11 protein-coding genes are annotated in these 13,425 nt (G+C 69.8%); 8 read left to right on the top strand and 3 right to left on the bottom strand.

What is annotated here, in order from left to right:
- Positions 1-19 precede the first annotated feature (19 nt).
- The 3 genes from VC184_RS10945 (at position 20) to rbfA (ending at position 3,747) form a co-directional block, all read left to right on the top strand.
- Positions 20-271 carry a YlxR family protein gene (locus VC184_RS10945; RefSeq protein ID WP_112617239.1) on the top strand — a complete coding sequence of 84 codons (252 nt, stop codon included), beginning with the start codon at positions 20-22 and terminating at the stop codon, positions 269-271.
- 95 nt (positions 272-366) lie between these two features.
- Positions 367-3,174, top strand: a complete 2,808-nt coding sequence (gene infB / locus VC184_RS10940; protein WP_112617238.1) for a translation initiation factor IF-2 — start codon at positions 367-369, stop codon at positions 3,172-3,174.
- A 135-nt stretch (positions 3,175-3,309) separates the two neighbouring features.
- Complete coding sequence (rbfA, locus tag VC184_RS10935; protein ID WP_071919310.1) at positions 3,310-3,747, top strand: 30S ribosome-binding factor RbfA; 438 nt, start codon at positions 3,310-3,312, stop codon at positions 3,745-3,747.
- A 43-nt stretch (positions 3,748-3,790) separates the two neighbouring features.
- Here the strand turns inward: rbfA and VC184_RS10930 are convergent, their stop codons facing one another.
- The 3 genes from VC184_RS10930 to VC184_RS10920 are packed head-to-tail and all read right to left on the bottom strand — an operon-like array spanning position 3,791 to position 8,072.
- The gene (locus VC184_RS10930) at positions 3,791-4,657 is read right to left on the bottom strand and encodes an HhH-GPD family protein (RefSeq protein ID WP_323986146.1); all 867 of its coding nucleotides are present in this window, start codon (positions 4,655-4,657) and stop codon (positions 3,791-3,793) included.
- Between the two features lie 9 nt (positions 4,658-4,666).
- Positions 4,667-7,057 carry a glycosyl hydrolase family 95 catalytic domain-containing protein gene (locus VC184_RS10925; protein WP_323986145.1) on the bottom strand — a complete coding sequence of 797 codons (2,391 nt, stop codon included), beginning with the start codon at positions 7,055-7,057 and terminating at the stop codon, positions 4,667-4,669.
- Between the two features lie 13 nt (positions 7,058-7,070).
- On the bottom strand, positions 7,071-8,072 hold the full coding sequence (locus VC184_RS10920; protein WP_274178766.1) for a LacI family DNA-binding transcriptional regulator: 1,002 nt from the start codon (positions 8,070-8,072) through the stop codon (positions 7,071-7,073).
- 259 nt (positions 8,073-8,331) lie between these two features.
- On the opposite strand from VC184_RS10920, the gene VC184_RS10915 reads away from it, so the two are divergent.
- From VC184_RS10915 to VC184_RS10895, 5 genes are all read left to right on the top strand, one after another.
- A complete protein-coding gene (locus VC184_RS10915) occupies positions 8,332-9,609 on the top strand; it encodes an ABC transporter substrate-binding protein (protein ID WP_269267698.1) in 1,278 nt (425 codons plus the stop codon).
- Positions 9,610-9,670: 61 nt separating this feature from the next.
- Entirely contained in the window at positions 9,671-10,642 is a 972-nt protein-coding gene (locus VC184_RS10910; RefSeq protein WP_274178765.1) for a carbohydrate ABC transporter permease, read from the top strand.
- Positions 10,643-10,743: 101 nt separating this feature from the next.
- Complete coding sequence (locus tag VC184_RS10905; protein ID WP_274178764.1) at positions 10,744-11,553, top strand: carbohydrate ABC transporter permease; 810 nt, start codon at positions 10,744-10,746, stop codon at positions 11,551-11,553.
- Positions 11,550-12,329, top strand: a complete 780-nt coding sequence (locus VC184_RS10900; protein ID WP_114588434.1) for a ThuA domain-containing protein — start codon at positions 11,550-11,552, stop codon at positions 12,327-12,329. The genes VC184_RS10905 and VC184_RS10900 overlap by 4 nt, the downstream gene beginning before the upstream one ends.
- Entirely contained in the window at positions 12,326-13,414 is a 1,089-nt protein-coding gene (locus tag VC184_RS10895) for a Gfo/Idh/MocA family protein (protein WP_323986143.1), read from the top strand. Before VC184_RS10900 ends, VC184_RS10895 begins: the two co-directional genes overlap by 4 nt.
- The last annotated feature ends 11 nt before the right edge of the window (positions 13,415-13,425 follow it).

Here is a 13,425-nt window from a genome sequence, read left to right as displayed (position 1 = left end):
CGTCGGTCGAGGGGGTAGAATGGAACCTGTTCGAACGTGCGTGGGCTGTCGCGCGCGTGCCTCCCGGTCCTCACTCCTACGAGTCGTGGCCCGCGACGGCGTCTTGATCGCAGATCGAGCCGCGTCGCTGCCGGGCAGGGGCGCGTGGGTGCACGAGACGCACGAATGCATGGATGCCGCGTTGCGGCGCCGCGCGTTCGGACGAGCCCTGCGGGTGTCCGGCCCACTGGACACGCAGGATTTCCCGATTGATCACCAGCGCAAAGGCTGAACGGCTATGGACACGAAGTGAACGGCTCGAAATGAGACCCGTCCGCGCTTAAGCGGTCCGCCCTGTCCGAGGGTGGGCCTTCAGACAGGAGAATTGTGGCAAAACCACGCGTACACGAGATCGCTTCCGAACTCGGCGTCGACAGCAAAGTCGCGCTCGCGAAGCTGAAGGAGCTCGGCGAGTTCGTCAAGAGCCCCTCGTCCACCATCGAGCCCCCCGTGGCTCGCAAGCTGCGGGCTGCGCTCGAGGCTGAGGGCGGCTCTGCCGCCGCGGCTCCCGCTCCCGCTGCGTCGGGCGGCGCCAAGCCCGGTGCCGCTCGTCCGGGTGCTGCGCGCCCCGGCGCCGGCAAGCCCGGTCCCGCCGGAGCGAAGCCCGGCCCGGCCGTCAAGCCCGGCCCCGCGAAGCCCGCCGCGCCCGCAGCTCCGGCTGCCCCCGCGGCATCCGCCCCGGCAGCTCCTGCTGCGCCTGCCGCGCCGTCGGCGACCCCTGCGGCGCCTTCCGCTCCGTCGGCCCCGACGCCCGGCGCCGGCAAGCCCGGTCCGGCCAAGCCGGCAGGCCCGACGCCCGGCGGCTCGCAGCCGCCGCGTCCGGGTGGCGCACGCCCCGGCAACAACCCCTTCGCGCCCTCGCAGGGCATGGGCCAGCGTCCCGCCGGTCCCCGCCCCGGCAACAACCCCTTCGCCTCGGCGCAGGGCATGGGCCAGCGGCCTACGCCCGGCAACATCCCGCGTCCGCAGGCCCCGCGACCCGGTGCTCCCCGTCCCGGCGCTCCGCGCCCCGGTGGCGCCGGTCGTCCCGGTGGCGGCGGTCGTCCCGGTGCTCCCTTCCAGCAGCGTCCCGGCGGTCCCGGTCGTCCCGGCGGTGCCGGCGGCTTCCAGCGTCCGGGTGCTCCCGGTGGCGGTTTCGCCGGTCGTCCCGGTGGCGGCGGTGGTCGCGGTCGCGGCCCCGGCGGCGGCACCGCAGGCGCCTTCGGCAAGGGCGGCGGCAAGTCCAAGCAGCGTAAGTCGCGTCGGGCGAAGCGGCAGGAATTCGAGATGCGGTCGGCGCCGGTCGTCGGCGGCGTCAACGTCCAGAAGGGCAACGGCGAGATCATCCGCCTGCGCCGCGGTGCATCGATCGCCGACTTCGCGGACAAGCTCGAGGCGCTGCGCGGCTACACGGTGCAGCCCGGCACGCTCGTGACGATCCTGTTCAACCTGGGCGAGATGGCCACGGCCACCGAGTCGCTCGACGAGGCCACCTTCGAGGTGCTCGGCGAGGAGCTCGGCTACAAGATCCAGATGGTCTCGCCCGAGGACGAGGACAAAGAGCTCCTCGAGGGCTTCGGTCTCGATCTCGACGCCGAGCTGGAAGCGGAGAGCGACGAAGACCTCGAGATCCGTCCTCCGGTGGTCACCGTCATGGGCCACGTCGACCACGGTAAGACGCGACTGCTCGATGCGATCCGTCAGACCAACGTGGTCGCGGGCGAGGCCGGCGGCATCACGCAGCACATCGGTGCGTACCAGGTCTGGACCGAGCACGAGGGCATCGAGCGTGCGATCACCTTCATCGACACCCCGGGTCACGAGGCGTTCACCGCCATGCGTGCCCGTGGTGCGCAGGTGACCGACATCGCGATCCTCGTGGTCGCGGCCGACGACGGCATCATGCCGCAGACGGTCGAGGCCCTGAACCACGCGCAGGCCGCCAACGTGCCGATCGTGGTCGCGGTGAACAAGGTCGACAAGCCCGACGCCAACCCGGCCAAGGTTCGCCAGCAGCTCACCGAGTACGGTCTGGTCGCCGAGGAGTACGGCGGAGACGTCATGTTCGTCGACGTGTCGGCTCGACAGGGCACCAACATCCAGGAGCTCCTGGACGCCGTCCTGCTCACCGCCGACGCCGGTCTCGACCTGACGGCGAACCCGAACAAGGCGGCGCGCGGTGTCGCGATCGAGGCCAAGCTCGACAAGGGCCGCGGTTCGGTCGCCACGGTGCTCATCCAGTCCGGAACGCTCCGCGTCGGCGACGCGATCGTCGCGGGAACGGCCTACGGTCGCGTCCGCGCCATGATCGACGAGAACGGCGACGCGGTCGACGAGGCCTACCCCTCGCGCCCGGTGCAGGTGCAGGGTCTGAACTCGGTGCCCCGAGCCGGCGACGTGTTCATCGTCACCGAGGAGGACCGCACCGCGCGTCAGATCGCGGAGAAGCGCGAGGCTGCCGAGCGCAATGCCCAGCTGGCCAAGGCCCGCAAGCGCATCTCGCTCGAGGACTTCACCCGTGCTCTCGAAGAGGGCAAGGTCGAGTCGCTCAACCTCATCATCAAGGGTGACGTCTCGGGTGCCGTCGAGGCCCTCGAGGAGTCGCTGCTCAAGATCGAGGTCGACGACTCCGTCCAGCTGCGGATCATCCACCGCGGCGTCGGCGCCATCACCGAGTCGGACATCAACCTGGCGACGATCGACAACGCGATCGTCATCGGCTTCAACGTCCGTCCCGACACGAAGGCGCGGGAGCGTGCCGCCCGCGAGGGTGTGGACGTCCGGTTCTACTCGGTCATCTACAACGCGATCGACGACGTCGAGCAGTCGCTCAAGGGCATGCTCAAGCCGGAGTACGAAGAGGTCCAGTCGGGTGTGGCCGAGATCCGCGAGGTGTTCCGCTCCTCGAAGTTCGGCAACATCGCGGGTGTCATCGTCCGCTCGGGGACGATCACGCGCAACGCCAAGGCGCGCGTCATCCGCGACGGTGTCGTGATCGCCGATGGTCTCGCCATCGAGTCGCTCCGCCGGTTCAAGGACGACGTCACCGAGGTCCGTACGGACTTCGAAGCCGGTATCGGCCTCGGCAAGTACAACGACATCCAGATCGGCGACGAGATCGAGACGACCGAGATGGTGGAGAAGCCGCGCGGCTGACCCATCGTTGGTTGCTACGGCGACGGATGTCGCTCGGATAACAGGACCCCCAAGACCCCGACTATCCGAGCGACATCCATCGCCTCCGCAATCGCCGGTCCGCCGATGAGCGGGCCTGAGTAGGGAGAAGAAGGTATGTCCAGCGAACGTCAGTCGCGTCTGGCCGATCGCATCCGCGTGCTCGTCGCGGAGCGGCTCGAGAAGGGCCTGCGCGATCCGCGCCTCGGCTTCGTGACCATCACCGACGTGCGTGTGACGGGTGACCTGCAGCACGCGTCGGTGTTCTACACCGTGTACGGCTCCGACCAGGAGCGAGCCGACTCGGCCGACGCCCTGCGCGCGGCGACGGGCATGCTCCGCAGCGAGGTCGGTCGCAAGCTCGGCGTGCGGGTGACCCCCACGCTCGAGTTCATCCTCGATGCCATCCCCGAGAACGCGGGTCACATCGAGCACCTGCTGCGCGAGGCGCGCGAGCGGGATGCCGCCACCGCGGCCACCGCGACGGGCGCGAGCTACGCGGGAGAAGCCGACCCCTACGTCAAGCCTCGCGAGGCCGACGAGGACGAGGACTGAGAAGAGGGATGCCGCGCTGCCGCGGCATCCCTCTTCCGTCCCGTCACAGGGGGAGGCGCAGCCGGCCGTCGACGGCTTCGACGAGGCCGTCTGAGACGAGCGAGTCGATCGCGCGGTCACGCTGAGCGGCGTCGGGCCAGTCGCCGATGACGTCCTCGGCGGCGACGTCGTGCGTCGTCGCAGCGCGCAGGACTCGGAGGATCGCGCCTCGTGCCTGCCGGTCGCTGCCCTCGTACCGCGCCTGCTTCACGCGGGTGTCGCCGGTGTCGGGATAGCCGGCGGCGCGCCATGCGCAGCGGTCGGCCAGCGGGCACGCAGCGCACCTCGGTACTCGGGCTGTGCACACGAGCGCTCCCAGCTCCATCGCCGCCGCGTTCACGACGGCCGATGCGGCGATGTCGTGGGGCAGGATCTCGGTCATGTCGGCGAGGTCGCGCTTCGCCGCCGGCCCGGGCTGCGAACGCCCCTGCATGGCTCTCGCCAGGACGCGGCGAGTGTTCGTGTCGACGACCGGATGCCGGTCGCCGTACGCGAAGACGGCGACGGCACGCGCGGTGTAGTCGCCGATGCCGGTCAGCGCGAGCAGGTCGTCGACGTCGCGGGGGACGACGCCGGCGTGGCGGTCGCGGATCTCGACGGCGGCACGGTGCAGCCAGAGCGCGCGCCGCGGATAGCCCAGGTTGGCCCATTGCCGGACCGCGTCGGCTGGGGCCGCGGCGGCGAGATCCGCCGGTGTCGGCCATCGCTCGAGCCACGCCTCCAGCAGGGGGATCACCCGGGCGACGGGAGTCTGCTGCAGCATGAACTCACTGACCAGGGTTCCCCAAGCCCCGAATCCCGGGCGTCGCCACGGGAGATCGCGCGCGTTGTCGCGGTACCACGCGATGAGCGGCGAGGCGAGGTCGGGCATCCGTTCAGCCTACGATGTCGTGACTGTGCTCCTCCGTCGCGGGGTGCGCCGCAGTCTCAGGGTGACGGGCTCATCGCGCAGCTCGACGACGCGCGCGCTGCCGTCTGCGTCGCCCTGCTCGTCCCCCCACGTGAACCCCGAGCCGGTATGCATGATCGTGGTTCCCGCCGGACACAGCCACGAGGCCGCGGGGAGTCTGCGCAACTCGACCGTCGCCGAGGCCTCATCCCACGCCAGGCGGTCGATCACGATGCCGCCGCGCGCGCGGAGCCCCGTGACCTCGCCACGCGGCCACCGTGCCGGAAGCGCAGGCAGCAGATGGAGGGAGTCCATCGTCGACCGAGTGAGCATCGACGCGACGACGGCGGGCAGCGCTCCGCTGGCGTCGAGGTTGAAGATGCTGTCGGCGTCGTGGGTCGTCGTGAGCGACGGCCGCCAATGCAGGAGTGCGAGCCATTCGACGCAGCGCACCGCCGCCTCCGCATCGCCGAGAGCGGCAGCCGCCTGACCGAGCTGCCCGAGCCCGAACGCCATCTCCATCCGGCCCGGCGGGGGAGCGGTATCATGCGCACGCCAGGCGATCTTCGCGTCGATCGTCCGACGAGCGGCCTCGCGCAGCGCGGCGGACGAGGGGCTGTCGGCGGCGAACATCTCGTCGGCGTCGTACCAGAGCGGGTACAGCTGCGAGACGTGTCGGTGCGCGATGTTCTCCGGTACCGCCGGATCGAGCCACTCGGCCAGCGTCCCGTCGGGCGCGACCGCCAGGTCGGGGAGGCTGTTCGCCAGCGCGTCCCACCGCTCGTCGAGCGAGCCGTCTGCCCGGGCTCGACCGAGCAGACGGGCCGCGCGGGCAGCGTCGCGGTAGGCGGCGACGTCGACGGCGGCGTCGACCGCGAGCGGCGTCGCCCACCCGGCCGGAGTGTTCTCGGGTGAATAGCTCGGTGAGAAATGGCGGATGCCGTCGACGACGACCGTCGCGGTCTCACCGAAGGACAGCACGCCCTCGACGAGCTCCCAGAGGCGATCGTCCACGATCGAGCGGTCGCCCGTGAGCGCCAGGACGTCGGCCGCGATCCGGAGGACCCAGGGGCCGGCGCCGGCCCAGAAGACGTGCGGGTAGGCGCGGTCGACATGGTTGGCGATGCCGTGCGTCGACATGCGCGAGGGGAGCAGCATCCCGTCGGCGCCGTAGATCCGCCGCGCATTCTCCCGGTAGTCGTCGAGGTGCGGAAGGACGAGCCCGAGGAGCGAGAGCGCGAGCTCGGGTGTTCCCGTCACGCCCACGCCGGCAAGGGCCCCGTTCTGCACGTTGCCGTTCATCGTGTAGTCGGCCGACCATGCCGGCCTCCAGGTGCCCTGCCAGACGCCCTGGAGGGTCGGCGGCAGCTCTCCGGCCGACGAGATGATGTTCGACCGGCCCGAAACATAGGCGATCTCGATCGCGCGACGGACGGCGTCGGCGCTTCCCGATCGGGCGTCCCGCCACAGCTCACCGGTCGTCGCCGTGCCCACGCCGGGTGCGACGTCGAGGTCGAGCAGCGATGAGGTGACCAGGGAGCCGTGATCGCGCTCCTGCGAGCGGAGCCGGTCGTCCCAGTCGGCAGCGCGCGCGGGAGCGAATGGCTGCCCCACGACCGACAGATCGACGCGCACCGTCCGCCTCACCCCCGCGGGTACGAGCACACGAGCCTCGAGCGCGTCCGCATCCTCCCGCCAGGCGACGCCGGGCTCGGGGATCGCCGCGGTCACGGTGGCGAGGAGTCGACCGGCGACGTCGACGATCTCGAGGCATCCGGTGTCGCCCCCGCGCAGGCGCCCCGTGACGGTTCCGGTGTAATCGGGGGCGAACGACGCGGCGGGGGTGTCGTCGACGGGAGCGAGTGCCAGGCGGATCCGCATCTCGGTGTCGGTGTCGGCTTCGAGGGCGAGCTCGATCGTGTCGGTGTCACGCGGGGCGACGACGCTGACCCGATGGGACGCGCCGGAGTCGTCGCGCCAGGCGACGCTCGCCACGCCGCGGAGGAGGTCGATCTCGCGCGTCTCGGTCGAGCATCCCCCCGTCGTCGCCACCGTCAGCGAGCCGCACAGCGCGAGCGGGTCGGTCCAGACGAGCTCGGCGAACCCGGCTTCGGTCAGCGCGGCGTCGAAGATCTCGGCGGCCAGCGCCGGGTTGCCGCTCCCGAGGGCCGCCCGCAACCGCGGCAGGGCGGGATGCAGCCGGGGTGCCCGTGGCCGCGGGTTCGCGGGCAGGAAGAACCTCTCGTGGGCCATCGAGATGCGCAGCTCGTCGCCGGGTCCGTGGACGACGGCGCCGACACGACCGCTTCCGACGATGAGGCCGTGATCCCACGACTCGGCGGGCTCCGTGCTGCGGAAGACCAGATCCGGGCCGGCTTTCACGAGCGCGCCGAGGTCACAGCGATTCCCGGTGCACGAGCGAGGTGGGCAGCACCTGCACACGCTCGACGTCGTCCCCGCGGATGGCGCCCAGAAGCGTGTCGGCGGCAGCACGGCCCATCTCCTCGAGCGGTTGGCGCACGGTGGTCAGCGGGGGGTCGTTCGCTGCGGCGAGCAGGATGTCGTCGAAGCCGACGAGCGAGACGTCGGTGGGCACACGCCTACCGGCCGCTTGCAGCACGCGCATGGCGCCTGCAGCCATGAGGTCGGAACAGGCGAACACCCCGTCGAGGGTCGGGACGCGCTGCAGCAGCCGGGCCATCGCCGCCGTGCCGCTGTCGAGGGTGAAGTCGCCGTGGACGATGGGTCCGGGCTCGATGCCGTGGCGCGCGAGCTCGTCGGTCCATCCGCGGGTGCGCTCGCGCGCCTGCTCCATGTCGAGGGGGCCCGTGATGATGCCGATGTTGCGGCGCCCGTGCTCGACGAGCGCCCGTGCGGCGAGGACCCCGCCGCCGTAGTTGTCCGAGTCGATCACGATCGGGTCGGGGCCGATCTCGCCGCGTGGGCGGCCTACCCACGCGATGGGCACCGGCGAGTCGGCGAGCCGGTCGACGAGGTGGGTGATCTCGTGCTGGAGCACGACGATGGCGCCATCGAGCGCTCCAGATCGCAGGAACCGCGGGATGCGATCCAGGTCCTCGTGATCGGCGGGAAGCAGGACCGGTTGCACCTCGCCGGCAGAGAGGCCCTTGGCTGCGCCCTTCATGACCGCGGTGAAGAACGTGCCGCTCAGCCCGCCGAGCTCGTCGAAGGCGATGACGAGTCCGATCGCGCCGGCGCGCCCGCCGCGCAGCACGCGCGCGGCGAAGTTCGTCTCGTAGCCCAGGCGCGCGGCCTCGCGGCCGACGGCGGCCGCCATCGCCGGGTCGACGTTCGTCGCTCCGGCCAGGACGCGCGCTGCCGTAGCGCGTGAGACGCCGGCCGCGCGGGCGACGTCGACGATGGTCGGTCGAGACATGGCTCCCTCTTCCTAGGTCGGGTTCAGCGAGCGAAAGATCGTTCTCTGACGCGATGATCTTCGCACGACAGCAGCCGCTGCGCGCAACTTATCCGTTCATGGTCTCGGTCTTGCAGTGCGTGTGACGAGACTGGCGGATGCCGCGGCTTGCCAGCTGTTCGATCTCGGGATACTGTTTCCCGGCATGAGAGAACGATCTCTCAGTGGGGTCTCTGATCGCCCCGCGCACATCACATGTCCCCAAAGAAGAGGAGCAGTTGTGAATCGTCGCAGACTGGCCCTGCCCGTCGCAGCTCTCGGCGTCGTCGCGATCGCGATGACCGCGTGCACGTCCGGTGGATCGGGCGGCGGGTCGGACGACCCGAACGCCGAGTTCGAGTTCTGGTCGTTCACGGGAATCGGGCAGCAGGACTCCGTCAACCAGTACCTCGAGCAGAACCCGGACGCGAAGGTGAAGCTGTCGGAGGTCGGCAGCACCGCCGAGACCGCGACCGCGCTCACCGCGGCCCTGGCCGGCGGACGCGTCCCCGACCTCGTCATGATCCAGAACGACGAGTTGCCGAAATTCATCGAGAACCCCGGGAACTTCATCGACCTCCGCACGCTGGGCGGCGACGACATCGGCGAGGGCTACCTCGACTGGGCCATCGCCGAGGCGACGGGTGAGGATGGCTCGATCATCGGCATCCCGACCGACATCGGCGGGCTCGGCTTCGCCTACCGCGCAGACCTCTTCGAGGCGGCAGGACTGCCGACCGACCCGGACGAGGTCGCCGAGATGTGGTCGACGTGGGACGGCTTCATCGAGATGGGCAAGAAGTACACGGCCGCGACCGGAGAGCCCTTCGTCGACAACGTCGAGACGAGCGTCTTCTTCTCGACCGTGAACCAGGTCACCGAGAAGTACTACACACCGGACGGCGAGCTCATCTTCGACACCAACCCGCAGGTGGAGGAGGCGTTCGACGTCGCGGTGCGCACCTACGAGGCGGGCATCAGCGCCGGCATCGCCGCCTGGTCGTCGGGCTGGGCTCCGGGCAAGGCGAACGGCGCGTTCGCGGTCAGCACTGCGCCCTCCTGGATGCTGTCCGGCTACAAGAACGACGCTCCCGACACCGAGGGGCTCTGGCGAGTCGCCGCGATCCCCGGCGTCGGCGGCAACTGGGGTGGCAGCGTCATCGCGATCCCCGCCCGCGCGAAGAACCCGCAGGCCGCGTGGAAGTACATCGAGACGATGCTCTCGCCGGAAGGACAAACGGCGCACTTCGCCCGCACCGGCACGTTCCCGGCGGCCAAGAGCGCTCTCGAGAGCAGCGAGGTGACCGGCTACACCGATCCCTTCTTCGGGGACTCCCGGATCGGCGAGGTCATCAGCAACTCGGTGCTGCAGTTCCAGTCCTTCCACAACGGGCCGGACACGAGCGCGATCGGGGCGGCGCTGCTCAATGCCCTCGTCGACATGGAAGCGGGCAACGTCGCGCCGCGCGACGCGTGGCAGACCGGCGTCGACAGCGCCCGGGCCGCGATCGGCGGTTGACCTTACCCGCTCGGTGGTGGTCCGCCCGTGGGCGGGCCACCACCCTCATCGAGGACGCATCATGACCGCGACAGTCACCGCCACCGCCATCACCATCGACAAGAAGACCGCTCGGCGCGAGCGTCCGCCGAGACGCGCCATCCGCCAGCCGCTCGCGGAGCGCATCGCGCCGTACATCTACATCGCCCCGTTCTTCGTGATCTTCCTGATCTTCGGGCTGTTCCCCCTGCTGTTCACGTTCTACGTGGCCTTATTCGACTGGAACCCGATCGGGGAGCAGACGTTCGTCGGTCTGGCGAACTTCGAGCGGCTCGTCCAGGACTCCCGGTTCTGGAACGCGTTCGTGAACACCTTCGGGATCTTCCTCATCTCCACGATCCCGCAGCTGCTGCTGGCGCTCGGCCTCGCGCACCTGCTGAACCACGCCACCCTCAAGATGGCGAACTTCTTCCGCATGGCGCTGCTGGTGCCCTACATCACCTCGGTCGCCGCGACCGCCCTCGTCTTCGCTCAGATCTTCGACAAGAACTTCGGGCTCATCAATTGGGTGCTCGACCTCTTCGGCATCCCGGCGGTGAACTTCCTGTCGTCTCAGGTCGGCTCGTGGATCGTCATCTCGTCGATGGTGATGTGGCGATGGTTCGGATACAACACGCTGCTCTACCTCGCCGGGCTGCAGGCGCTCCCGCGCGAAATGTACGAAGCGGCCTCGGTCGACGGCGCGTCCGGCTGGCAGCAGTTCATCCACCTGACGATCCCGTCGCTGCGGCCCATCATCATCTTCACCGTCATCATGTCGACCATCGGCGGGCTGCAGATCTTCACGGAGCCCCTGCTGGTGGCTCCCGAGTCGGGGCTGACCTGCGGCGGCGGGCGACAGTGTCAGACCCTCGCGCTGTTCCTCTACGAGCAGGGCTTCGGCCAGTTCGAGTTCGGCTACGGTTCGGCGATCGGTGTCGCCCTCTTCGTCGTGGTCGTCGTGGTCTCGGCGATCAACTTCTTCCTGACCACCCGCACCCGAAAGGCCCGATGATGTCCGACGCCGTCGACACAGCTGTGCCGTGTCCCCTCGATCCAACCGCGCTGAGCGCGCCCCGCAAGCGTGCGCGGCGCGGAGGCGGGCGCGTCGGCCGCGTGCCCTGGCCGGTCTACGTGCTGCTCGGGATCGCGGTCGTGATCAGCGTCTTCCCGCTGTACTACATGTTCGTGATCGCGTCGGTGGGTGCCTCCGCGGTCACCTCGATCCCGCCGCGCTTCTACCCGGGGCTCAACTTCTTCGACATCGCGACGAAGGTGTTCGACACGGTGCCGTTCTTCCAGTCGTTGCTGAACAGCGCGATCGTCTCGCTCTCGATCGCCGTCATCGCATCACTGCTGTGCGCGCTCGCCGGTTTCGCCTTCGCGAAGCTGCAGTTCCGGGGCCGCAACGCGCTCTTCGTCATCGTGCTGCTCACCATGACGGTGCCCGCTCAGCTGAGCGTCATCCCGCAGTACCTGATCATCTCGTGGCTGGACTGGGTCGACACCCTGCAGGCGATCATCGTCCCGGGGCTCGCCAGCGCGTTCGGCATCTTCTGGATGCGGCAGCACATGGCGACCACCCTCAACGACGAGCTCATGCACGCGGCCCGCATCGACGGGGCGAACAGCTGGCAGATCTTCTGGCGCATAGGGTTCCCGGTCGTGCGGCCGGCGGCCTTCGTGCTCGGCCTCATCACGTTCACCTCGGTGTGGAACGACTTCATGTGGCCGTTCATCGTGCTGAAGTCGCCCGAGCTGTTCACGGTGCAGATCGCCCTGAAGCAGCTGCAGGCGAACCGGTCGATCGACCTGGCGCTGACGATGGGCGGGTCGTTCCTGGCAACCTTGCCGCTGCTCATCGTCTTCTTCGTCGTCGGGCGCCGCATGGTGGCGGGCATCATGGACGGGGCGTTCAAGGGGTGACGGGCACGACATCCACCCCCATCCGCGTGCTGGTGTGGGGCGAGAACCATCACGAGAAGCATCACGACATCCCGCGCGCCCTCTATCCCGAAACGATGCACGGGACCATCGCCGCGGGCCTGCGGCGACTGCTCGGCGACGCTGCCGTCGTCGAGACGGCGACGCTCGACGATCCGGAGCACGGGCTGAGCGAGGAGCGCCTCGCGCAGACGGATGTGCTGTTCTGGTGGGGGCACCTCCTGCACGACGAGGTCGACGACGTCGTGGTCGAGCGGGTCCATCGGCACGTGCTCGGCGGGCTCGGTTTCGTGGCGCTGCATTCGGCGCACTTCTCGAGGATCTTCATCCGTCTCATGGGGACGACCTGCGCGCTGCGCTGGCGGCAGGCGCATGACCGGGAGCTCGTGTGGACGGTCTCGCCGACGCATCCGATCGCCGCCGGCGTGCCGCAGCCGATCGTCATCCCCGAGCAGGAGATGTACGGCGAGTTCTTCGACGTGCCGCAGCCGGACGAGCTCGTCTTCGTCTCGAACTTCTCGGGCGGTGAGGTGTTCCGCTCGGGCATGACGTTCTTCCGCGGTCACGGGCGGGTGTTCTACTTCTCGCCGGGTGACCAGGACTATCCCGTCTACCATCAGCCCGAGATCCAGCTCGTCCTCGCGAACGCGGCGCGATGGGCTCGGAACGACCGCCCCCGCGCCGCCGCCCGTCTGGCGATGCATCGCACGGGGGAGTGGGACGTTCCGCGGGAGTGGGACGGCGAGGAGCAGTCGTGACGGGGCGCACCCGTCGTGTCGTCGTCGTCGGGGCGGGAGCGATGGGGAAGGCCTGGATCGACACGGTCGCTCGTCGTCCTGATCTCGAGATCGTCGGGCTCGTCGACATCGTCGCCGACGCCGCGCGGGCCGCGGCAGTCGAGCGGGGACTCGATGTCCCGAGCTTCGGCTCGGTCGATGATGCGCTCGACGCCGTCGACGTCGACCTGGTCGTCAACGTCACGATCCCGCAGGCGCATCTCGAGGTGAGCGCCGCGGCGCTGCGGGCGGGTGTTCCCGTCCTGAGCGAGAAGCCGGTGACGCCGACCGTGGCCGAGGCGCTGCTGCTGTCCGCCGTCAGCGCGTCGACCGGGACCCTGATGGCGACGAGTCAGTCGCGTCGGCACTCCCGCGGGATCCGGGCGTTCCGCGACGCCCTGGCCAGCCTCGGCGGGGCCGAGCAGCTCGACGTCCGCTTCTTCCAGAACCCCCGGTTCGGAGGTTTCCGAGACGAGATGCCGTCGCCGCTGCTCATGGACATGGCGATCCACCAGTTCGACCAAGCCCGGTACCTGCTCTCGAGTGAACCCGTGTCGGTCTTCTGCGAGGAGTTCTCGCCGAGCTGGAGCTGGTATCGCGGCGCCGCCGCGGCCGAGGCGATCTTCCGCTTCGCCGATGGGCGCCGGTTCTCGTACTCCGGCAGCTGGTGCGCCGACGGTCTGACGACCTCGTGGAACGGCGACTGGCGGGGAAACGCTGCCCATGGATCCGCTGCCTGGGACGGAGAGACCGACGTCGTGATCCAGCCACGTGAGGGCGGCGCGCAGGCTGCTGTGCTGGCGGACGGGGCCGAGGGGCTGGATGCCGCCCTCGCCGAGTTCGTCGCAGCCCTCGACGGCGGTCCGGTGCCGTCCGGCGAGATCACGCGCAACATCGGCAGCCTAGCCATGGTCGAGGCTGCCGTGGCGTCCGCGGCCGCCGGCGTCCCGGTCAGGTTCGACGACCTGTTCGAGCGGGCATCGGCGCGCGCCGCGGAGCTCGCTCGCGTCGGTGGCTTCGATGACGCCGTCGGCAGACTCGGGATCGACCCGCGCCGCGCGTCCTGACGGTCAGCCGA

This window comes from Microbacterium plantarum (genome assembly GCF_035231185.1).
GTDB classification, from domain to species: domain Bacteria; phylum Actinomycetota; class Actinomycetes; order Actinomycetales; family Microbacteriaceae; genus Microbacterium; species Microbacterium plantarum.
This window is presented reverse-complemented; position numbering and strand designations above follow the sequence as displayed.

Bases quoted from the DNA above. Each gene is read 5' to 3' on its own strand.
- VC184_RS10910 (WP_274178765.1), top strand. From the start codon at position 9,671: ATGACCGCGACAGTCACCGCCACCGCCATCACCATCGACAAGAAGACC.
- VC184_RS10920 (WP_274178766.1), bottom strand. From the start codon at position 8,072: ATGTCTCGACCGACCATCGTCGACGTCGCCCGCGCGGCCGGCGTCTCA.
- VC184_RS10945 (WP_112617239.1), top strand. From the start codon at position 20: ATGGAACCTGTTCGAACGTGCGTGGGCTGTCGCGCGCGTGCCTCCCGG.
- rbfA (WP_071919310.1), top strand. From the start codon at position 3,310: ATGTCCAGCGAACGTCAGTCGCGTCTGGCCGATCGCATCCGCGTGCTC.
- VC184_RS10930 (WP_323986146.1), bottom strand. From the start codon at position 4,657: ATGCCCGACCTCGCCTCGCCGCTCATCGCGTGGTACCGCGACAACGCG.